Source organism: Arthrobacter sp. BF1 (assembly GCF_056680215.1).
The window spans coordinates 1457945-1477962 of the sequence record NZ_CM155271.1 but is presented as its reverse complement, the minus strand read 5'-3'; the positions used below and the strand labels follow the sequence as shown (position 1 = coordinate 1477962).

Annotated in this window: 22 protein-coding genes and 1 tRNA gene; 9 read left to right on the top strand and 14 right to left on the bottom strand. The window is 64.0% G+C overall.

All coding sequences use genetic code 11. The features are described from left to right. Positions 1-87: 87 nt before the first annotated feature. Together AC1MCD_RS06945 and AC1MCD_RS06940 are read right to left on the bottom strand one after the other, a co-directional pair. On the bottom strand, positions 88-1704 hold the full coding sequence (locus tag AC1MCD_RS06945; RefSeq protein ID WP_498677100.1) for a monocarboxylic acid transporter: 1617 nt from the start codon (positions 1702-1704) through the stop codon (positions 88-90). After that, positions 1701-2081 carry a DUF485 domain-containing protein gene (locus AC1MCD_RS06940; RefSeq protein ID WP_255769630.1) on the bottom strand — a complete coding sequence of 127 codons (381 nt, stop codon included), beginning with the start codon at positions 2079-2081 and terminating at the stop codon, positions 1701-1703. Before AC1MCD_RS06940 ends, AC1MCD_RS06945 begins: the two co-directional genes overlap by 4 nt. 183 nt (positions 2082-2264) lie before the next feature. On the opposite strand from AC1MCD_RS06940, the gene AC1MCD_RS06935 reads away from it, so the two are divergent. The 6 genes from AC1MCD_RS06935 to AC1MCD_RS06910 all read left to right on the top strand — a co-directional run bounded on the left by AC1MCD_RS06935 (position 2265) and on the right by AC1MCD_RS06910 (position 6894). Continuing rightward, positions 2265-3455 (top strand): sensor histidine kinase, encoded by a 1191-nt coding sequence (locus AC1MCD_RS06935; RefSeq protein ID WP_498677097.1) that lies wholly within the window; start codon positions 2265-2267, stop codon positions 3453-3455. A 74-nt stretch (positions 3456-3529) separates the two neighbouring features. After that, on the top strand, positions 3530-4249 hold the full coding sequence (locus AC1MCD_RS06930; protein ID WP_498677095.1) for a LytR/AlgR family response regulator transcription factor: 720 nt from the start codon (positions 3530-3532) through the stop codon (positions 4247-4249). Further along, entirely contained in the window at positions 4246-4596 is a 351-nt protein-coding gene (locus AC1MCD_RS06925; protein ID WP_498677093.1) for a DUF485 domain-containing protein, read from the top strand. Before AC1MCD_RS06930 ends, AC1MCD_RS06925 begins: the two co-directional genes overlap by 4 nt. Positions 4597-4603: 7 nt before the next feature. Further along, positions 4604-6067 carry a sodium/solute symporter gene (locus AC1MCD_RS06920; RefSeq protein ID WP_498677092.1) on the top strand — a complete coding sequence of 488 codons (1464 nt, stop codon included), beginning with the start codon at positions 4604-4606 and terminating at the stop codon, positions 6065-6067. A 123-nt stretch (positions 6068-6190) separates the two neighbouring features. Next, positions 6191-6691, top strand: a complete 501-nt coding sequence (locus AC1MCD_RS06915) for a hypothetical protein (RefSeq protein WP_498677091.1) — start codon at positions 6191-6193, stop codon at positions 6689-6691. Beyond that, positions 6688-6894, top strand: coding sequence for a hypothetical protein (locus tag AC1MCD_RS06910; protein ID WP_498677090.1), 207 nt, complete (start codon positions 6688-6690; stop codon positions 6892-6894). Before AC1MCD_RS06915 ends, AC1MCD_RS06910 begins: the two co-directional genes overlap by 4 nt. A 61-nt stretch (positions 6895-6955) precedes the next feature. Here AC1MCD_RS06910 and AC1MCD_RS06905 read toward each other — a convergent pair whose 3' ends face one another. The 6 genes from AC1MCD_RS06905 to rpsB form a co-directional block, all read right to left on the bottom strand. Further along, positions 6956-7540 carry a DivIVA domain-containing protein gene (locus AC1MCD_RS06905; RefSeq protein WP_498677089.1) on the bottom strand — a complete coding sequence of 195 codons (585 nt, stop codon included), beginning with the start codon at positions 7538-7540 and terminating at the stop codon, positions 6956-6958. 107 nt (positions 7541-7647) lie between these two features. Then, positions 7648-8571, bottom strand: a complete 924-nt coding sequence (locus AC1MCD_RS06900) for a phosphatidate cytidylyltransferase (RefSeq protein WP_498677087.1) — start codon at positions 8569-8571, stop codon at positions 7648-7650. Beyond that, a complete protein-coding gene (frr, locus tag AC1MCD_RS06895; protein ID WP_498677085.1) occupies positions 8571-9128 on the bottom strand; it encodes a ribosome recycling factor in 558 nt (185 codons plus the stop codon). Before frr ends, AC1MCD_RS06900 begins: the two co-directional genes overlap by 1 nt. 123 nt (positions 9129-9251) lie before the next feature. Continuing rightward, entirely contained in the window at positions 9252-9989 is a 738-nt protein-coding gene (gene pyrH / locus AC1MCD_RS06890; protein WP_498677084.1) for a UMP kinase, read from the bottom strand. Between the two features lie 127 nt (positions 9990-10116). Continuing rightward, on the bottom strand, positions 10117-10953 hold the full coding sequence (tsf, locus tag AC1MCD_RS06885; protein WP_498677082.1) for a translation elongation factor Ts: 837 nt from the start codon (positions 10951-10953) through the stop codon (positions 10117-10119). A 119-nt stretch (positions 10954-11072) separates the two neighbouring features. Beyond that, on the bottom strand, positions 11073-11975 hold the full coding sequence (rpsB, locus tag AC1MCD_RS06880; RefSeq protein WP_498677079.1) for a 30S ribosomal protein S2: 903 nt from the start codon (positions 11973-11975) through the stop codon (positions 11073-11075). 402 nt (positions 11976-12377) lie between these two features. Here rpsB and AC1MCD_RS06875 point away from each other — a divergent pair, with 402 nt between their 5' ends. Beyond that, the gene (locus tag AC1MCD_RS06875; protein ID WP_498677078.1) at positions 12378-12944 is read left to right on the top strand and encodes a M23 family metallopeptidase; all 567 of its coding nucleotides are present in this window, start codon (positions 12378-12380) and stop codon (positions 12942-12944) included. On the opposite strand, the gene AC1MCD_RS06870 is transcribed toward AC1MCD_RS06875, so the two are convergent. The 6 genes from AC1MCD_RS06870 to AC1MCD_RS06845 all read right to left on the bottom strand — a co-directional run bounded on the left by AC1MCD_RS06870 (position 12930) and on the right by AC1MCD_RS06845 (position 18377). Then, on the bottom strand, positions 12930-14120 hold the full coding sequence (locus AC1MCD_RS06870) for an acyl-CoA dehydrogenase family protein (RefSeq protein WP_498677077.1): 1191 nt from the start codon (positions 14118-14120) through the stop codon (positions 12930-12932). The two genes, AC1MCD_RS06875 and AC1MCD_RS06870, sit on opposite strands and share 15 nt — an antisense overlap. A gap of 157 nt (positions 14121-14277) precedes the next feature. Further along, positions 14278-14354, bottom strand: a tRNA-Ile gene (locus AC1MCD_RS06865). A 142-nt stretch (positions 14355-14496) separates the two neighbouring features. Then, the gene (locus AC1MCD_RS06860) at positions 14497-15693 is read right to left on the bottom strand and encodes a glycosyltransferase (RefSeq protein ID WP_498677074.1); all 1197 of its coding nucleotides are present in this window, start codon (positions 15691-15693) and stop codon (positions 14497-14499) included. 168 nt (positions 15694-15861) lie between these two features. After that, positions 15862-16770, bottom strand: coding sequence for a DMT family transporter (locus AC1MCD_RS06855; protein WP_498677072.1), 909 nt, complete (start codon positions 16768-16770; stop codon positions 15862-15864). After that, positions 16770-17453 carry a CDP-alcohol phosphatidyltransferase family protein gene (locus tag AC1MCD_RS06850; protein WP_498677071.1) on the bottom strand — a complete coding sequence of 228 codons (684 nt, stop codon included), beginning with the start codon at positions 17451-17453 and terminating at the stop codon, positions 16770-16772. The genes AC1MCD_RS06855 and AC1MCD_RS06850 overlap by 1 nt, the downstream gene beginning before the upstream one ends. Positions 17454-17522: 69 nt before the next feature. Beyond that, positions 17523-18377: a phage holin family protein gene (locus AC1MCD_RS06845; RefSeq protein ID WP_498677069.1), complete on the bottom strand. Its 855-nt coding sequence runs from the start codon at positions 18375-18377 to the stop codon at positions 17523-17525. Positions 18378-18554: 177 nt separating this feature from the next. On the opposite strand from AC1MCD_RS06845, the gene AC1MCD_RS06840 reads away from it, so the two are divergent. Both AC1MCD_RS06840 and AC1MCD_RS06835 read left to right on the top strand, forming a co-directional pair. Then, positions 18555-19778, top strand: coding sequence for a multidrug effflux MFS transporter (locus AC1MCD_RS06840; protein ID WP_498677067.1), 1224 nt, complete (start codon positions 18555-18557; stop codon positions 19776-19778). Then, positions 19775-19954 carry a hypothetical protein gene (locus AC1MCD_RS06835; RefSeq protein ID WP_498677066.1) on the top strand — a complete coding sequence of 60 codons (180 nt, stop codon included), beginning with the start codon at positions 19775-19777 and terminating at the stop codon, positions 19952-19954. The genes AC1MCD_RS06840 and AC1MCD_RS06835 overlap by 4 nt, the downstream gene beginning before the upstream one ends. Positions 19955-20018 lie beyond the last annotated feature (64 nt).

The window sequence follows — 20018 nt, the reverse complement described above, 5'->3', positions numbered from 1 at the left end:
AAGGCCCGCGGCCCCCGAAGGGGCTGGCGGGCCTTTCCAAAACGTACGACGGCGGCTTCCGGGCCGCCGTCGTTCGTTTGCCTGGTGTCAGTGGTCCACGGCCTTCTCCGCACCGACGCCGGTGAGCGAGCGGACTTCCATTTCGGCCTGCTTGGCGGTGTCTTCGCGCTTTTTGTCCAGCACCGTGCCGAGCCAGCCGAGCAGGAACGCCAGCGGGATGGACACAATGCCCGGGTTGTTGAGCGGGAAGATGGCGAAGTGGGCGTCCTTGATCATGGAGGTCGCTCCGCCGGAGACGACGGGCGAGAAGACGATCAGGAGGATGGCCGAGCCCAGGCCGCCGTACATGCTCCACACCGCGCCCTGGGTGGTGAATCGCCGCCAGAACAGCGAGTAGACGATGGTGGGCAGATTGGCCGACGCTGCAACCGCGAAGGCCAGTGCCACGAGGAACGCTATGTTCTGGCCGTTGGCGAGGATGCCGCCCAGGATGGCGAGGATACCGATGACCACCACGGTGCGCCGCGCAACCTTGACTTCAGTCTCGGCGTCAGCCTTCCCCTTAGCGATGACATTGGCGTAAATGTCGTGGGCGAACGATGCGGCCGCGGTGATGGTGAGACCGGCTACGACGGCAAGGATGGTCGCGAACGCCACAGCTGAAATGAAGCCAAGCAGCAGCGGGCCGCCGAGGTAGAAGGCGAGCAGCGGTGCCGCCGCATTAACCCCACCTGGAGCGGTCTTAATGGTTTCCGCACCAACCAGTGCTGCTGCACCGTAGCCGAGCACCAGGGTGAAGAGGTAGAAGAGCCCGATCAGCCAGATGGACCACACCACGGACTTCCGGGCTTCCTTGGCTGTCGGCACCGTGTAGAAGCGCATCAGCACGTGGGGCAGTGCCGCGGTCCCCAGGACCAGCGCGAGGCCGAGGGACATGAAGTCCAACTTGGACGTCTCCGACTTGCCGTACTGCAGGCCCGGGTTAAGTACCGCCGGGTTGCCGGAGGTTTCAACGGCGGCACCGAGGAGGCTGGAGAGATTGAAGCCGTAGATAGCCAGCACCCAGAGTGTCATCACGGCTGCGCCGGCAATGAGCAGGACCGCCTTGATGATCTGGACCCAGGTGGTGCCCTTCATCCCGCCGATCAGCACGTACATGATCATGAGGGCGCCGACGACGATGATCACCAGGGCCTGGCCACCCCAGTCGCTGATGCCCAGCAGCAGCGAGATCAGGCTGCCGGCTCCGGCCATCTGCGCGAGCAGGTAGAAGAAGCAGACCACCAGGGTGGAAATGGCGGCCGCGATGCGGACCGGCCGCTGCTTGAGCCGGAAGGATAGAACATCGGCCATGGTGAATTTGCCGGTGTTCCGCAGCAGTTCGGCCACGAGCAGCAGAGCCACCAGCCAGGCCACCAGGAAGCCGATGGAGTACATAAAGCCGTCATAGCCGTTGACGGCGATCGCCCCGGTGATGCCCAGGAATGATGCCGCGGACAAGTAGTCGCCGGCAATGGCGGTTCCGTTCTGGGAGCCGGTGAACGAACGGCCGGCCGCGTAGTAGTCCGCGGCCGTCTTGTTGTTCCGGCTGGCCCGAAGCACGATCACCATGGTGACGGCAACAAACAGGCCGAAGATCCCCATGTTGAGGAGCGTGGTTTCCTTGAGCTGGGTGACGTCAACTGACGTGGCAATCCCGATCATTTGTTCACTCCGGTCACGCGATTGCCGTCTTTATCAAATTCATGGCCTTCGATTTCGTGGCGGATCTCCGCCGCAATGGGATCAAGTTTCCGGTTGGAGTAGCTGACGTACCAGCCGGTGATGGCGAACGTGGACACAAACTGCAGGAGGCCCAGGATCAGGCCGATGTTGATATTGCCCCACACCTTTGTGGACATAAAACCGACTGCGTAGTCAGCCAGCAGGACGTACGCGAAGTACCACAGCAGGAAGGCTACGGCCATCGGGAATACAAAGCTGCGGTGACGTTTGCGCAGTTCCTGGAACCGCGCGGTCGACTGGACTTCTTCGAAGTCCACGGACGCCGCCGCGTCCGGAGTCCGGGCATCATTACCCATCGTTCCTCCTCATTGAGAGTTTGACTAGTCCACCAGCCAGCCACTCCTGCATACAGGGGTGCCGCCAATGTGACTGCAATCACTGTGCGCGCGCGCAGGGGTTGCATTCCATAGCGACGGCCTGAACGGTCGCCCAACGGTCACGATGCTGCGCCTAACGGCAGCCGACGCTACGCTGGCAGCATGCCGGACTCCCCCCTCCTGACTGCCGCCGCAGTTGCAGTGATCGCCCTGGCGGTCGCCGTCGTCGTTGGTTTGGGAATCAAGCTGTTGCGGTCTTTCCGCGAGCTGGGCACCGACGCCGAGCAGGCTACCTACAAGACCCTCCACGCAGCGTCCCGGGCGGGGCAGCACCTGCGAACGGGACTCAATCCGGTGGGGGCTGCGAAGGCGAGCAAGCAGCTGCGCGCCCTGCTGGGCTGCGATGCGCTGGCCATCACGGACACGGCGGGCGTGCTCGCCTGGGATGGGGCGGCCGAGGAGCTGAAGCCGCTGCTCATGGGCCTGGCCGCGGACGTCCTGACGGGTGGACGCACCACTGTGCTCCAGGCCCGTGAGCTGGGCGTGGAGCCTGCATCCGGCGCCCTGGCCGCCGTCATCGCACCGGTACGCGCCGGCTCCCGCGTGGTGGGCGCAGTGGCAGCGTTTGCCCCCTCGGCCGGCGCCGGGCTGGTACGTGCCACCAGCGAAGTGGCCGACTGGGTGGCCGTCCAGGTTGAGCTCGCGGAGCTGGACGCGTCCCGGACCTTGCTGATGGAAGCTGAAGTGCGGGCTTTGCGGGCCCAGATCAGCCCGCATTTCATCTACAACTCGCTCAACGCCATCGCGTCGTTCATCAACACGGACCCCGAGCGGGCCCGGGAACTTGTGGTGGAGTTCGCGGACTTCACAAGGTATTCCTTCCGGCGGCACGGCGACTTCACCACCCTCGCCGAAGAACTGCGCTGCATCGACCGGTACCTGCTGCTGGAGCGGGCCCGGTTCGGGGAGCGCGTGCAGGTCAGCCTGCGCATCGCACCTGAAGTGCTGGGCACGGTCATCCCGTTTTTGAGCCTGCAGCCGCTGGTGGAAAACGCGGTTCGGCACGGCCTTGAGGCTAAGGAAGGCGCCGGCCACATCACCATTACCGCCAACGATTCGGGTGCCTTCGCGGAGGTAACCATCGAGGACGACGGCGTGGGGATGGATCCCGCCGAACTCCAGTCCATGCTCGCGGGGCACCGGGACGGGGACCACGTGGGGTTGCGCAACGTGGACGCCAGGCTCCGCCAGGTTTACGGGGACCAGCACGGCCTGGTGATAGAGACCGCACCGGGTGAAGGGACGCTGATCACCCTGCGGGTACCGAAGTCACAGCCCGGCCATGATGCCTGAATCCGGCCCCCTGATCCCAGCCGCCTGCTTCCAGCCGCCTGCTTCGAACCGCCTGCGGCGGCTAATGTAGGACCATGATTAATGTCCTCGTCGCCGACGACGAGCTACCCGCCGTTGAGGAACTGGCCTATCTGCTGGGCAGGGACGACCGCATCGGCACGATTCACCGTGCCTCCTCCGGTTCCGAGGCGCTGCGGGCCCTCACCAGCGAATCCGTGGACGCCGTCTTCCTGGACATCCACATGCCTGCCGTGTCCGGCCTTGATGTTGCCCGCGCCATCTCCCGCAGCGCCAAGAAGCCGGCCGTCGTGTTTGTCACGGCGGACGAGGACTGCGCCCTCGAAGCCTTCGAGCTCGCCGCCGTGGACTACCTGCTCAAGCCCATCCGGGCTGAGCGGCTGGCCCGCTCGGTGGGCAGGATCAGCGAGCTGCTGCGCGACGGCGGCCCCGCGCCTGAGATGATCACCGTTGACCAGGGCGGCACCACCAGGATGATCCGGCGCGACGACGTCACGTACGTCCAGGCGCAAGGAGACTATGCCCGGCTTCACACCGCGGACGCAAGCTACCTGATCCGGGTGCCGCTGGCAGACCTGGAGCAGCAATGGGCGGACGCGGGCTTCATCAGGACACACCGGTCGTACTTGGTGGCCCTGAAGCACGTCTCGTCCATGAAGCTGGCTGCCGACAGGCCCAGCGTCTCGGTGGCCGGCGCCAGCCTTCCCATCAGCCGCCGCCACCTTCCCACGGTCAGGGAAAAGCTGGAAGCCACCCGCATCCGGCCGCAGGCATGACACGCGTCCGCGTTACCGCACCTCGCTCGGTACCCCGCCCGGCCGGCGAAACACGCGAAGCTGCCGAGGAATCAGAGGTGGGACAGGTTTTTGTCCGGTCCCTGATCCGTTCCCAGCTTCGGCTCGCGCTGGTGGTGGCCGTCGGCTTCATGCTGATCCTGGGCGCCTTCCCGGTATTGCTGGCAGCAGTACCCGGCCTTGCCGACACCCGGGTTTGGGGCATCCCCTTCGACTGGCTGCTGCTGGGTGCGGGGATTTACCCGATCATTGGACTCAGCGCGTGGCTCTTTATCCGCACCGCCGCCCGGAATGAGGCCAGGTACCGCGATTTGGCCGGGGACAAGTGATCTCCCGATGAATCCCGCGGTCGGTGTGGTGGCCCTTGTTGTCGTCTCGGTGGCCACTGCCGTGATTGGCTTCTACGGACTCCGGATTTCCCGCACCACCGGCGATTTCTATGTTGCCTCCCGGACGGTCCGGCCGTGGTGGAACGCTTCGGCCATCGGGGGCGAGTACCTGTCCGCGGCCAGCTTCCTGGGTGTGGCCGGATTGATCCTGCTTTCGGGAACGGACGCGCTGTGGTTCCCTGTCGGCTACACCGCCGGGTACCTGATGTTGCTGCTTTTTGTGGCCGCACCGCTGCGCCGGTCCGGGGCGTACACCATCCCTGACTTCACCGAGGCCAGGCTGGATTCCCGGGCCGTGCGGCGGGTTACCAGCCTGGTGGTGGTTGTGGTGGGCTGGCTGTACATCGTGCCGCAGCTCCACGGCGCCGCACTCACTATCCGGATCACCACCGGCTTACCGCCCTGGGTGGGCTCAGCGGCCGTGGTCATCGTGGTCTGCCTGACGGTGGTGGCAGGCGGCATGCGTTCCATTACCTTTGTGCAGGCGTTCCAGTACTGGCTGAAGCTCACTGCCCTGGCTGTTCCGGTCCTGTTTATTGTCTTCACCCTGGCCGGAAACGGGACCGCTGCCGTGGCCCCCGCAGCCGTGAACCCCACCGCAATGGCTCCCGCTGGCGCCTACCAGAACGTCTCACTGCTGGTGGCACTGCTGTTCGGCACCTTGGGACTCCCCCACGTCCTGGTGCGGTTCTACACAAACCCCGACGGCAGTTCGGCGCGGCGAACCACCCTGATCGTGCTCGGCCTGCTGTCGGTGTTCTACCTCTTTCCTACCGCGTACGGGCTGGCGGGCAGGATGTTCGCACCGGAGCTCGCCCGGTCAGGGCAGGCGGACGCGGTGGTTCTGCTCCTGCCGGGACAGCTCATCGGCGGTACTGCCGGCGACCTGCTCTCGGCGTTGGTGGTTGCCGGCGCGTTTGCCGCCTTCCTTTCCACCACGTCGGGGCTGGTGGTTTCACTGGCCGGAGTGATCAGCCAGGACGTGCTCGGCGGCGGCATCCGCGGCTTCCGGCTCGCGGCTGTCGTTTCCGCCATCGTCCCTTTGGGCTTCGCCGTAACCACGGATTCCATGGCTCTCGCCGGCAGCGTGGGGCTCGTGTTCGCGTTCACTGCTTCCACGGTCTGCCCGGTCCTCCTGCTGGGCATCTGGTGGCGCGGACTCACGGACACCGGCGCCATCGCCGGGATGGTCACGGGTGCCGTCCTCTGTGGCGGGGCAATGGTGTGCGGGGCTGTCCTGGGCGCAACGACACCGTTCTGGCTTGCCCAGCCGGCGGCGTGGACCGTGCCAGCCGCGTTCGCCGTGATGGTGTTGGTCTCCCGCCAGACAAAAGACCGGATTCCCAAAACCATGACACGGGTCATGACGCGGCTGCACACGCCGGAACGGCCGCTGGTCACCGAACGGTAGATGCCGGAATGGTGGAAGCGCAGAACGGCTGGGAGAGCAGAACGGCTGGAAGCGGCAGGGCCGCCCTCAGCAGTCCGCCGTCAGGCCCTCGCGCCGGAAGCCGCAAAGGTGGACAATGTCCGCATGTCCCAGCAGGACGGATTAAGCTCAGGCAACGGCGCCCCGGACAGCCCTTCACCTTCAGTCCGGGCGCAACTGCTCGCCACTGAACACTGGAGCTTGCTTGCATCCCGCAGCACAACGCAAGGCGAGGTCCTCACCCGCATCAGCATGTTCCTGACCTTAACCTCCGCAAGCCTGGTGAGCCTTGCCCTGGTGGGCCAAGCCACCAGGTTCTCGGATGTTTTCCTCCTGCTGGCCGGCGTAGTGCTGCTCACGGACCTGGTGGTGGGCCTGCTCACCCAGCTCCGGGTGCTCAACGTCGCCGCCGAAGACATCATGTATGTGCTCGCCATGAACAGGCTCCGGGCGGCCTACCTGGAATTGGACCCCGGCATCGCGAAGTTCATCATGGCTTCCCCCCACGACGACATGGCCGGTTCCGTGCAGACCTACTATTTCCTGGGCCGGCGCAGTTCATGGAGCCACGTTGCAGGCAGCAGCATGGTTTTATCCACACGGTGAACTCTGCCCTCATCGCCATCCTGGCCGGCCTACTGGCGTCCGTTCTGGGTACCGGTACGGGCGTGGCCGCCGTCCTGGCGGCCGTGGCTGGGCTGGCCTTCCTGGCCGGGTCCTCGATCCACGGCTACAGGTCATATGCGACGTTCTGGCGCAGCTACACCCCGGTGTCGCCCACGCCAACCGACCCGGGGACACCCCCGTAAGCCCCCTGATCCGGGAACGGTTGAGTACCGGATACGTCAGGCCGCGCGGGCCGCAGCCTTCTCAGTCGATGGCTGCCATGAGTTCCACTACGCGGTCCAGGAAGGCATCAACCTGGGTTTCCTCGTACCCGTCCTGGCCCGCCGCGGGGCGGAAGACGGCCCGGCGGACGCTGTCGACGCTGAGTGGCTTGTCCTCCTCGAGGTAGCCGATCAGGTCATAGCAAAGGTTGTCTACGTCCAGGATGTTGTAGCTGCGGGCCTTCTTCTTGGCGGGGCGCCGGAAGCGTTCCCCATCCGGCCGGTGGAGGCGGCCACGAAGGATCCCGGACAGGTTGCCGATCTCGCGGAGCCAGGCATCTTCGCCCCGCGCAGCGATCAATTCGTCCCGTTCGCGGCGCGCAAAGGCGTCTTCAAGGCGGTCCAATGCTGCGTCCACGACGGCGGCGGAGTAGCCGCCCTTGACCGGGTCAAAGGAGACGCTGCGGACATCGGAGCTGCTGACGGCATGGAGGGCGGCCTTGGGTGTCTCGAGCGCCACTTTTGCCCGCTGCAGGAACTGGTCCACCTGCCTGGCGTTGTAGCCAAACTCGTTGCCCCGTACGCGCTCAAACGACGCGGGAATTTTCCGTTGAAAATCCAATGCCACTGTTGTTCCTTTGTTGCTTTTCGGCTGGGTCAGGTTGGGCACCAGTCTATTGGTGCCGCCGATGTCCGGCGAGGTGGGCGGGCGTGCTCAGATGGGTGCGGGCTGGCTCAGGTACCCGAGACCGTGGAGAAGAGGACAAACGCCACGGGCGAGGCAAAGACGATGGAGTCCAGCCGGTCCATCACGCCGCCGTGTCCGGGCAGGATGCTGCTCATGTCCTTGATGCCGAGCTCACGTTTGACCATGGACTCGGCGAGGTCTCCCGCGGTGGACGCCGCGACGAGGCCCACGGCGAGGACCACGCCCACCCACCAGGGTTTGTCCAGGATGAAGATACAGGCCAGGACTCCGATCAGCATTGCCCCGGCAATCGAACCGGCAAACCCTTCCCAGGATTTCTTGGGGCTGATCTTCGGCGCCATGGGATGCTTGCCCAGGGAAGCGCCCACGAGATAGCCAAACGTATCGTTCGAGACCACCAGCAGGAGCATGACTGCCACCTGCCACGCTCCCGGAGGAATAATCCCATCAGGCCACAGTCCCACCGGGGTGGCCACACCGGCCGCGTGCAGCGGCAGTGCCGCGAAGCTGATGAAGAACGGCACCCATCCGAGCGTGAAAACCCCGGCGAAGATGCTGTTCGCCGATCCGGCGGGGCTTTCCACCGATCGCCACAGCAACACCGCCACGCAGCTCAGGAGCATGGCAAAGAGGAGGCTTTCCAAACCCCCAAAGTATGCGGCGAACGGCATCGCGATGGTGCCCACCATCACCGGAACGATTGGCATCCGGGTTCCGTTGGCCTCGAGGGCGCGAAAGATCTCCCATACGCCGAAGACAGCGAACCCCGTAGTGACGGCAACGAATCCGAGCGGGAGAAAGAGCAGTCCCCCAAGCACGCCGATGAGCATGGCCAGCCCCACCACAATAGCCGCCGGAAGATTCCGGCCCGCCTTGGGCGTCGGGTTGCTCCGCGGCTGCTTCCTCTTCGTGCGCGCCCTCTGTGCGGGGGCCTGCTCTGCCTGGCTCATCAGACTTCGAGCAGCTCTGCTTCCTTGCGCTTGAGCAGCTCATCGATGCCGTCAACGCGTGACTTGGTCAGGGCATCCAGTTCCTTCTCGGCACGGTTGCCTTCGTCTTCGCCCGCTTCGCCATCCTTGACGAGTTTGTCCAGCGTTTCCTTCGCCTTGCGGCGGATGTTGCGGATGGAGATCTTCGCGTCCTCGCCCTTGGTCTTGACGATCTTCACGTACTCCTTGCGGCGCTCCTGGGTCAGGTCCGGAATGGTGATCCTGATGACGTTGCCGTCGTTGGAGGGGTTGGCGCCCACCTCGGAGTCACTCAGGGCGCGTTCGATGTCGCGCAGCGCGGTCTTGTCGAACGGCGTGATGAGGATGGTGCGGGCATCCGGGATGGCGAAGGACGCGAGCTGCTGCAACGGGGTGGGTGAGCCGTAGTAGTCCACCAGCACCTTGTTGTAGAGGCCGGGATTTGCCCGTCCGGTGCGAATCGAGGCGAAGTCTTCCTTGGCTACCTCGACAGCCTTGTCCATCTTCTCTTCGGCTTCGAGCAAGGTTTCTTCGATCACGGTCTCTCCTCAGAAATCAGTGCAGCACGCATGCCGGCTGCACAATCTTGGTTCAGTGTTCCTGGTTCCATCGCTGGTCCTGCCAGCGGGGATGGAACCGTGCTGAAATCATCCTAGCCGTAGCTAGGGGGTCACCAGCGTACCCAGCTTTTCGCCCCGGATGGCGCGGGTAACGTTCCCTTCACCTTCCATCCCGAAGACCACCATGGACAGGTTGTTGTCCTTGCACATGGTCATCGCGGTTTGGTCCATGACGCGGATGTCGCGGCGCAGGGCGTCGTCGTAGCTCAGAGTGTCCAGGCGCTCCGCATCGGGATCCTTTTTGGGATCCGCGGTGTAGACGGCGTCCACGCCGCTCTTGGCCATCAGGACAACGTCCGCATGAACCTCCAGTGCACGCTGGGCAGCGACGGTGTCTGTGGAGAAGTACGGCAGTCCGGCACCTGCACCGAAGATGACAACGCGGCCTTTTTCCATGTGCCGGATTGCGCGGCGCGGGATGTAGGCCTCGGCAACCTGGCCCATGGTGATGGCGCTCTGGACCCGGGTTTCAACCCCGGCCTGCTCCAGGAAGTCCTGCAGGGCGAGGCAGTTCATGACCGTGCCGAGCATGCCCATGTAGTCTGCGCGCGAGCGGTCCATACCGCTTTGGGACAGTTCGGCTCCGCGGAAGAAGTTTCCGCCGCCAACAACGATGGCGACTTCGACGTCGGGAATTGCTGCGGCGATCTGCTTGGCGACGCCGCGGACAGTGTCAGGATCAACGCCGAGCTTTCCTCCGCCGAAGACCTCACCTGAGAGCTTCAGGAGGACGCGGCGCCGGTTCTTTTCTGGCTGGCTTGAAGTATTGACGGCTTCCATGGGTGCCTTCCCGTTGTTGAACTCTGAAAAAGGTTATCGTGCCGGGCGGCCAAAGGTCTCATTGGCCCTTGCCGGGTGCATGCAAAAGGGGCGGCCACCGAAGTGGCCACCCCTTTAGCGGATTCGACTAGGAGCCGACGCGGAAGCGTGCGAAGGACGTGCCCTTGACGCCGGCCTCTTCGAGGACCTGCGCCACAGACTTCTTGGCGTCCTTGGCGAATGCCTGGTCAACCAGGACCTCGCCCTTGTAGAAGCCTGTGACACGGCCTTCCACAATCTTGGTCATGGCGGCTTCGGGCTTGCCTTCAGCCTTGGCCGTCTCTTCGGCGATGCGACGCTCGGACTCAACCAGGTCGGACGGAACGTCCTCGCGGGTCAGGTAGTTCGGGGACATCGCTGCGATGTGGACAGCAACGTCGTGTGCGGCGGTGGCAGCGGCTTCGCCTTCACCGTCGACAGCGAACAGGACACCGACCTGGGCCGGGAGATCCTTGGAGGTCTTGTGCAGGTAAGCGTCAACAGTGCCGCCCTCAATGCGGGAGATCCTGCGGACAACAACCTTTTCGCCCAGGATTGCGCCTTCTTCGACAACAACCTCGGACAGCGGCTTGCCGTCAACTTCGGTGGCCAGCAGGGTGTCGAGGTCGGCAGCGCCGGACTCTACAGCCACGGCCAGGACCTTGTCTGCCAGCTGGATGAACTTGTCAGCCTTGGCAACGAAGTCGGTCTCACAGTTGACCTCGATCATGACACCAACGCCGTTGCTGACCTTGGCAGCAACCAGGCCTTCAGCGGTGGAGCGGCCTTCGCGCTTGGTAGCGCCCTTGAGGCCCTTGATGCGGATGATCTCGATGGCCTTCTCGGCGTCGCCGTTGGCTTCGTCGAGAGCCTTCTTGACATCCATCATGCCGGCGCCTGTGCGCTCGCGCAGAGCCTTGATATCAGCGGCAGTGTAGTTCGCCATGTGAACCCCTCTGTCTAGAAAATTTATGTGGTGTACGGACCGACAGGACAGCGGCTCACCGGGTGAGCCGCCATCCTGTCAGTGATCCGGCGCTGCGAACAGCGTCGGAGAATCCAGATTTACTTGTCTGACTTGTCCGCGTCGGCGGCCGGAGCCTCGGCAGCGGCCGGGGCTTCCTCTGCAGCCGGAGCAGCAGCTTCTTCTGCTGCCGGAGCAGCTTCTGCTGCTGCCGGAGCTGCGGCAGCAGCTTCGGTCTTGCTGCCTTCGAGGAGCTCGCGCTCCCACTCAGCCAGCGGCTCTTCCGGAGCTTCCGTGGTGCCGGTTGCGCGCTGGTTGCGGGCGATGAGGCCCTCAGCAACGGCGTCCGCAACAACGCGGGTCAGCAGGTTCACGGAGCGGATGGCGTCGTCGTTGCCCGGGATCGGGAAGTCGACTTCGTCAGGATCGCAGTTGGTGTCCAGGATGGCCACAACCGGGATGTTCAGCTTCTTGGCTTCGTCAACAGCCAGGTGTTCCTTCTTGGTGTCCACGATCCAGAGCACGGAAGGTGCCTTGGTCAGGTTGCGGATACCGCCGAGGTTGGTTTCCAGCTTGGTGAGTTCACGGCGAAGGAGCAGCAGTTCCTTCTTGGTGTACGCGGAACCGGCGACGTCGTCGAAGTCGATTTCTTCCAGTTCCTTCATGCGCTGGATGCGCTTGGAGACGGTCTGGAAGTTGGTCAGCATACCGCCGAGCCAGCGCTGGTTCACGTAGGGCTGGCCAACGCGGGTAGCCTGCTCAGCAATTGCTTCCTGGGCCTGCTTCTTGGTGCCGACGAAGAGAACGGTGCCGCCGTGTGCAACGGTGGCCTTCACGAACTCGTAGGCGCGGTCGATGTAGGACAGCGACTGCTGAAGGTCAATGATGTAGATGCCGTTGCGCTCCGTAAAGATGAATCGCTTCATCTTCGGGTTCCAACGGCGGGTCTGGTGTCCAAAGTGGACGCCGCTGTCAAGCAGCTGGCGCATAGTTACGACGGGCATGCCGACGCTCCTTCCGGCAGGTCATTCATGAGAAAGCCTCGCGGCCCTCTTACCCTGCCAATAGTTGACGGTTGATTAGCGTGGCCCAAGGCGGGCCGTGCTCCTGGCATCCATTGCGACTCTCATCAGGACCGGGGCCCTGACCGCAAGAGGCACAATCCTCCTCAAACAAAGCCGGAGCTTTAGAATTGGAGGTCTGGATGCGCGTAGTCAGTTACTGCTCCCCCGCATTCCTGAATGAGGCGTGCCGACGCAAACGCGTTGAGGGCACAGCAAACTGCTCCACCAAGTGTACTACAGGCGCCGATATTCGCTGGACAGTATCCGGTCCGCCTGCGGACGTTTTCCACATGGCAGCAGCGGGCCCTCCCGGTGGCCGATCCGGCGCGGAATGCTGGGCAGATGAAAGCAAATTTTGCGTTTGCCGCCATTCTTCTGCTCCAGGCAGCTGCGGCTCCGCAGGCGGCGGCTCCGCGACCTGACTGGGATTGGCCGCTCTCCCCCAAACCGGCAGTGCTGCGCGCCTTCGACCCGCCGGACAAGCCGTGGATGAGCGGGCATCGTGGCGTAGATCTTGGAGCGGCGCACGACGGCGTCCCGGTCACCTCCCCGGCTTCGGGGACCGTGACCTTCGTGGGCGTGGTGGTTGACCGTCCCGTGATCACCATCGATCACGGCGGCGGGCTCCGCAGCAGCTTTGAGCCTGTTGAGAGCCCACTGACAGCCGGAGCCGCGGTGGCGAAGGGCGAGATCATCGGCACTCTTCAGGCCGGCCACTGCGGCGTCGTGGACTGTGTCCACTGGGGCGTTAGACGAGCGGATGACTACGTCAATCCGTTGGAATTCGTGACGGACCTCCGCCCGTCCATCCTGCTGCCGGTCAGCCGGGCAGGCCCGGTGAGCAATCATTCAGCACGCAGGGCGGACGCCGCCACCGGTAATCATCGGCTCTTTCTAGACGATGGCTGAGATCCCCGTGATGGCACGGCCTGTCACCAGCGTGTTGACTTCGTGGGTTCCCTCGTAAGAGTAGATGGCTTCCGCATCAGCGAAGATCTTCGCCATTTCGAAGTCGGTCACGATCCCGTTGCCGCCGAGGAGGCCGCGGCCGATCGCCACGCTTTCGCGCATCCGGGCCGTGGTGAATGCCTTCGCCAGGGCGGACTGTTCGTCCTTGGCCTGGCCGGCGTCCTCCAACTGGGAAAGCCTGACCATCATGCCCATTGAGCTGACTGCGTTACCCAGGATTTGGACCAGCTGGCTCTGGACAAGCTGGAAGGACGCCAGCGGACGGCCGAACTGGTGGCGCTCCACGGCGTACCTGCGCGCTACATCGAAGGCAGCGAGCTGCTGTCCCACCGCCTGCCAGGCGACAGCCAGCCGGGTGACCTTGAGGACCTTGTTGGTGTCGCGGAAGCTGTTGGCGCCGGCGAGCTTGAAGAAGTCGGGAACCACCACGTTGTCCAGGACAATGTCTGCGTTCTGGACGGTCCGGAGCGAGATCTTGTTTTCAATCTTTGTGGCACGGAAACCGGGAAGCTTCGTGTCCACCATGAAACCCTTGACCTGGTTGTCTGCGATATCCCGGGCGTAGATGACCACCCAGTCAGAAAAGGTCGCGTTGCCGATCCACCGCTTGGCGCCGTTGAGGATCCAGGTGTCGCCATCGCGCAGTGCCGTGGTGCGGGTGCCGCCGGCCACGTCTGAGCCACCAAGGGGCTCGGTGAGGCCGAAAGCGCCGATCTTCCTCAGCGAGTAGATGTCCGGCAACCAGGCTTCCTGCTGTTCCTGGGAGGCAAGGGCCTCGATGGAGCCGGTAAAGAGACCGTCGTGGACGCCCATAAACGTTGCAATGGAGGCGTCGGCGCGGGTGGCCTCGGCGTGGACCAGACCGGCAAACACGTTCGAATAGCCTTGGCGGCGCACAGGGCTTACCAGGTCGATTTCGGCCAGCTTCGGGATGAGGTCCATGGGGAATTCGCCGCGGTTCCAGCAATCCACGGCAATCGGCCGGACCTCGCGGGACAAGAAGCCCCGGATCTCGGCCAGCCGGTCCTGCTCCTTGCCCGTCAGCAACTGCTCAAAGGCGAAGAAGTCACCATCAGCGTACGGCAGGTTGTTGATATCAATAGGCGCTTTTGACATATGGGTTCCCTCGCAACGATCAACAGAAGCAGTAAGTTACTGGTGGGTAACTTACCCCAGATTCTGGCAAAACAAAAGAAACCGCGGCCGACGGTCAACGTCAGCCGCGGTCCGCGGTTGTTTACGTGATGCTCTGGAACTGTCCAGCTTTGTGCATTGGTAGGGCTACTCGGACTTGAACCGAGGACCTTAGGATTATGAGTCCCGCGCTCTAACCAGCTGAGCTATAGCCCCATGCCCGCTGCCTGCCCGGTCCGATGAGGACTTTGGTTTCAGCAGGGCAAAAACACTCTAGCAAACCGGGACGCTTCCTCAGACCACGGCTGATGCCGGTCAGGTCGCGGCGGGCGCCGGGGCGCGGACTTCCTGCCCGACCTCAGACCACTTTGTCTTCGTAGCTTGCACCGCGGTACAGGTCCTCAAAGGTCTGCAGGGTGCCCTCGATGCTGTGCGTTTCCACCAGCCGCCTGCTGGCCTGGCCCATCGCTGCGCGTTCTTCGACGGGCAGTTCGAGGATGCGGGTGATTTTCTTCGCGAGGTCGTCGCTGTCGTTGGGGATGAACAGGTAACCGTTCTCGCCGTCGCGCACCAGGTGCGGGAGTGCCATGGCATCCGCGAGCAGCACGGGCGTCGAGGCGGACATGGCCTCGAGGGTTACCAGGGACTGCAGCTCGGCGGTACCCGGCATGCAGAACAGGTCGGCTTTGATGTACGTCTCCCGGAGGTCTTCGTCACTGGCCAGGCCCAGGAACTTAACCCTGTCCTCCAGGCCCAGCCGTTTGGCCTGAGCTTCGAGGGCCGGGCGGACTTCCCCGCCGCCCACAATCTCCAGATGGACATTCAGCTCTGCCGGGGTCTTGGACACCGCGTTGATCAGGACGTCAACGTGCTTCTCCTCTGCCAACCGGCCCACAAAAACCACTGTCGGGTTGGCATGCGGTTCGATGACTTCACCGGGCTGCAGCTCATAAGCGGCCGAATCAATGCCGTTGGACAGGGGAAGCACCTTGCGGAGGAAGGCATGCTGGTGCATGGCCTTGGCAGCCAGGGGTGTGGGCGTGGTGACGACATCGGCCTGGCCCATAACTTTGCCCATGTCCTTCCAGGAGATCTTGCCGATGATGTCCTTGAACCACTGCGGGAACGGCAGGAACGGGTTCAGGTTCTCCGGCATGAAGTGGTTGGTGGCCACAACCCTGACGCCACGCTTCACAGCTTCGTACAGGACGTGTTCGCCGATCATGTAGTGGCTCTGGATATGCACCACGTCAGGTTTGACCCGGTCGAAAAGGAGGCCGATCTCCTTCTTGATCTCCCACGGGAAACAGATTCGGAAGTACTCGTGCGTGAAGACGCCATGCGAGCGGAGCCGGTGAACGGTGGCCTCGGAACGGAACTCGGTGAAGCTCGCGCCATTGTCCGCGCGGCAGGCCAGCACATTCACGTTATGGCCGCGGCCTGTCATGCCCTTCGCCAGGCGGTAGCTGAACTGGGCGGCGCCGTTGACGTGGGGCGGATAGGTATCCGCGGCTATCAGGATGGTCAGGGGACGCTGGTCGGCGGGCGTTGTCACGTGGGGAGCTCCTGAAGGTCACGGTGCGCAGCTGACGCTGGAAGCACCGGGTGGCCGCCGACGCGGTGGCGCGGGGCCTCTTAGAATCGGCTGGGTGAAAATCGGCTGGGTGGATAGTCGGCGGGTGGAAATGTCTGGTGATGGAAATGGACTCGTTGGGCCAACAGGCTAGTGGGACGCCCTGCCCGCAGCCTTGCGCGCATCTTTCTTGCGCTTGGTGACCTCCGGGTGGTGCCTGGAAAGGGCGATCACCCCCACGATAGCAAGCGAAGCTGCCGTAGCCATCGCAATCGCCATGACGGCGTGGACGTCAGGCCGCAATTCACCCAGGATGACGATGCCAATGGCAATTCCCACGATTGGATCGACAACTGTCAGGCCGGCGATGACCAGGTCCGGCGGCCCGCCCGAGTAGGCGCTCTGGACAAACCAGGAACCAAGGCCGCCCGCTGCCGCAATGGCCACCACCGAGTACCACTGGACATTGAGCAGGAACAACCCGTTGGGATCCAGCAGGTGTTTGCCGATAATGCGTGTCAGGACAGCCACAAAACCGAACAGAACTCCGGCGCCGAGGATATAGACAAACGCGCTCATCCGGTGCCGGAGCATCACCGCCAGTGTGCCGAACACCCCGACTGCCAAGGCAAGCAGCAGCACTATGGTGAGTTCGTCCTCCTGGTTCACATGGTGGTTCTCCTGGGTCACGTTGACGGCGAGGAGGACAAACAGCGCCGAGCCGGCCACGCAGGCTGCAATGGACACCATGGTGGCCCGGTTGATGGTGATGTCCTGGTCGCGCGCATTCACCACGGTGGTGATGACCAGCGCGATGGCTCCGATCGGCTGCACCACGGTCAGCGGCGCGGAAACCAGCGCCACCGCATTCATTCCCATCCCGAGGCACAGGAGGAGCAGACCAAACATCCATCGCGGATTCCGCAGCAGGCGGAGGAAGCCGTTTGAACTCAGCGCCAGACCCCCGGTATCGGCCTTGACCGCACTGCCCTGCTTCTGGGCACCCAAGGCAAGGCAGAACGCGCCAAGCACCGCCAGCAGGACCGCCACCCACACCATCAGGCGGCGCCGCCGTCGTTCTCTTCGCCGCCGTGCCGCGCGCGGTGGTGCCCCGCGGCGTCGTGCCCCGGGATGTCATGATGTGGCTGCATTCTGCCCTTCCGCAGAATGGCCCAAAAGTAGTTGTAGGCGGCAATCCAGTGGCCCACGAGGCCGAGGCCCAGGACAACCCAGGCCGCTACGAACAACGGGCCGCCGAACGGGGAATCCAGCCGCGACAGGACCAGCAGGGGTGTGCCGAGCAGGAGGAGTCCGGTGCGGACTTTGCCGATCCGGCTCACGGGGAGATCCGGATGACCGCGGAAAAAGGAGAGGGTCAGGGCCAGGAGCACGGCGTCGGGAACCAGGAGTGCCACCAGGTAGAGCCAATGTACGACGCCGGCAATCACCAGGGTGACCGCCACCGCGATCAGCGCAAGCCGGTCAGCAAGGGGGTCCATGACACGGCCCAATTTGGACGCCTGGTCGAAGCGGCGTGCGACATAGCCGTCGATCCAGTCAGAGCCCGCCATGACGGCCAGGACAACCACGGCCACGCCGTATTCCTTCTCCGCGAGGACCAGCCAGATGAAGAGCGGCACACCCATGAAGCGCAGCACCGTCAGGGCGTTGGGGACGGTGAAGACGCGGTCGTGGTCGATCTGGGGGCGGTCGGAACGCGCACCAGCGCCGATGAACCTCACTCCGCTCCCCTCCTCCTAAAGCACAGCGTGAACGTGGAACTAAAGCAAAGCGTGGACGTGGCGGTTGCGTTACGGATTCCGGAGCAGCCGGCGCAGCAACACCACGAAGATCGTGGCTGAGGCCGCGAGGGCGGCTAGAGGCTTCCACCGAACGTTGGCACCTTCTGTGGACTCAGACAACGCGGCGAACTTCTGGCCGGCAGCGGCCCTGCCCTGTTCCAAAACGGCTTTGCCTTCTCCGAGCTTGTCCTTGGCGGCGCCAACCAGGAAGTTGACCTGGGGTTTGACGTCCAACTCGGTGTCCAGTTCGTCCCGGACCTCCGCGATGTGCCGCCGCCGCTGTTCCAGTCGGCGGTGAAGCTCGGGCTCGGACGCGTGCGGGAATTCCACCTTCTGCGCTTCGGCTTTGGCTTCCTTCTCCGCCTTGGCCTTCGCAGCGGCCTCATCCTTGGCGGCCTTTGCGGCCTTCGCCTCGGGGCTCGTTGGATCAAGCAGGGCAGCGTTGAAGCCCGTGCCTTCCTTGGCGATCCCCAGATCGTATTTGATGCCCCGGATAGTCTCTTCCGGCATCAGGGGCATGGCCTTCTTAAATTTGCGCACGCCGATCAGGGCCCCGATGAGGGCGATGATCAGGAACACCGCACAAACCAGCAGGGCCGCGAGCCAGGCCGGCATGATGGTGGCAAGGCCCATGATGGCGGCCACGATGAGGCCAACCACCAGGAAGGCCACGAAAAGGAGGGCGACGGCGAGGAACGCCGCTGCTACCCCTACCTGGATGCCCTTGCGCTTGAGCTCCACCTTGGCGAAGGCGATTTCGTCGTTGAGTTGGCGGGGCGCCAGGCGAAAAAGTAGTTTCAGCGTTTTGGGCAGCGCGGTGATGCGCAGTCCCTGGCTGGTGCGCCCGGTGTGTCGTCCGCTCATCGGTTCCCGCCTTACATGTTGGTTGGTCGATTCGGCTTCCGTGTTCTGCGGGAGCGTGCGCCAGCATGGTCCCGCCCCCAAAACTATCATTCAGGCTCAGGCCAAACTTCCGGGTGGCCTCGCGGCGCGCCTGTCACACCGTAAAGACGGGCCGGCCCGGGCCTAGGATTGGTCTCCGTGACCATTCACTCCAATCCGGGCGATGCCCTGAGCCGCCGACGGAAACTGCTGTACATCCTCCTGCTCGGCGCGCTCACCGCTTTGGGACCCTTCACGATCGACCTCTACCTGCCGGCCTTTCCTGCCCTTGAGGCCAGCCTGGGGGTCTCCGAGGCTCAGGTCCAGCTGACATTGGCTGGAACCACCATCGGCTTTGCTCTGGGACAGCTGATAGTGGGACCCTTCAGCGACAAGTTTGGCCGGCGGCTCCCGCTGATCCTGGCCACCGCCGTCCACATCGCTTCCTCCGTTGGGGCGGCGCTATCCACAGACATCGCCACGCTGGGACTCTTTCGTGTCCTGATGGGGGTGGGCGCCGCGGGCGGCGGCGTGGTGGCCATGGCGATGGTGCGGGACCTGTTCTCCGGCTACGCCATGGTGAAGATGTTCTCGCGCATGGCCCTGGTGAATGGACTGGCGCCGATCCTGGCTCCCGTCATCGGATCCCAGCTTCTCCTGGTGATGCCGTGGCCCGGCATCTTTGTGTTCCTCGCCTGCTACGGGGCCCTGGTGATCGTTGCATCGCTCGCACTGGTCCGGGAAACCCTGCCCCCGGAGAAACGCGGCCAGTCCGGCATGACCGCAGGCCAGCGCTACAAGGCTCTCTTCACGGACCGGATATTTGTGGGCCTGCTGGTGGTGGGCGGGATGAACTTCGCCGGCCTCTTCACGTACCTCTCCGCCTCGCCGTTCCTGTTCCAGGACATTTTCGGTTTTTCCGCGCAGGAGTACGGCCTGCTGTTCGGCATCAACTCTCTCGGCATCGTGTCCGGCGTCCAGATCAGCTCCAGGCTCATCAGGCGCGTCCCCCCTCAATGGATCCTTGCCGGCTCGACAGGCTGGATGTTCCTGATGGCTTTGCTGATCGTGATTTTCGACCAGGCCGGTCTGGGCCTCTGGGGCGTCCTGGTGCCGCTTTGGTTCTACATCATGGGCACAGGCTTCACGTTCCCCTGCGTGCAGGTCCTGGCCCTCTCCAGCCACGGCGCACAGGCCGGGACGGCCGCTTCCCTTCTGGGTGCCGCAACTTTTATGACCGCGGGCCTGATCTCGCCCGTGGTGGGCTGGTTGGGAATCACCAGCGCCACGCCCATGGGCGCCGTCCAGGCAGCATGCATCCTGGTGGCGATCGCCGGTCTTTGGCTCATCGTCAGGCCGCGTACCGTCCCGGCGATCCAGTGAGAGGTAAGCCGCACCGCAACCCCCGGGGGCTGTTCCTCGGGGCGGTGCTGGGCGCCGTCGCCGGATACTTCGTTGGGCGGGCATTTGGCAGTGGTGCCCTGGGCATCATCCTTGGCGCGCTGGCGGGCGCTGCCCTGCTGTACCGCGTCAATCCGGGTCCCTGGAACCGGCGGTAACAGCCGTGCCCCCTGCAGGCTGCCGGCACCTGCCGTGGCGCACGCTCCCGCGATAAAATAATTC